Here is a 343-nt window from a genome sequence, read left to right as displayed (position 1 = left end):
GCCTGACGCAGCGCACCCAGTTCGATCTGGAGATGATGAACGAGCTGGGTTACTGCTCGGGCATCGAAAACTACTCGCGCTACCTTTCCGGGCGCGCCGAGGGCGAGCCGCCGCCGACGCTGTTCGATTACCTGCCGGCGGACGGCCTGCTGGTGGTCGACGAATCCCACGTCACCATTCCGCAAATCGGCGCGATGTTCAAGGGTGACCGCGCGCGCAAGGAAACGCTGGTGGAGTACGGTTTCCGCCTGCCGTCGGCGCTGGACAACCGCCCGCTGCGCTTCGAGGAGTTCGAGGCGCTGGCGCCGCAGACCATCTATGTCTCCGCCACGCCGGGCAAATA

Annotated in this window: 1 pseudogene; it reads left to right on the top strand. The window is 65.3% G+C overall.

The features are described 5' to 3' along the window. Positions 1–343, top strand: a pseudogene (locus KQX66_RS39105) (excinuclease ABC subunit B); the annotation flags it as partial.

Origin of the sequence: Paenibacillus oleatilyticus (assembly GCF_018998565.1) — a bacterium.
Lineage (GTDB): Bacteria > Bacillota > Bacilli > Paenibacillales > NBRC-103111 > Paenibacillus_G > Paenibacillus_G oleatilyticus.
Note: the sequence above shows the minus strand (reverse complement) of the source record. Positions and strands in the feature narration are given on the sequence as shown.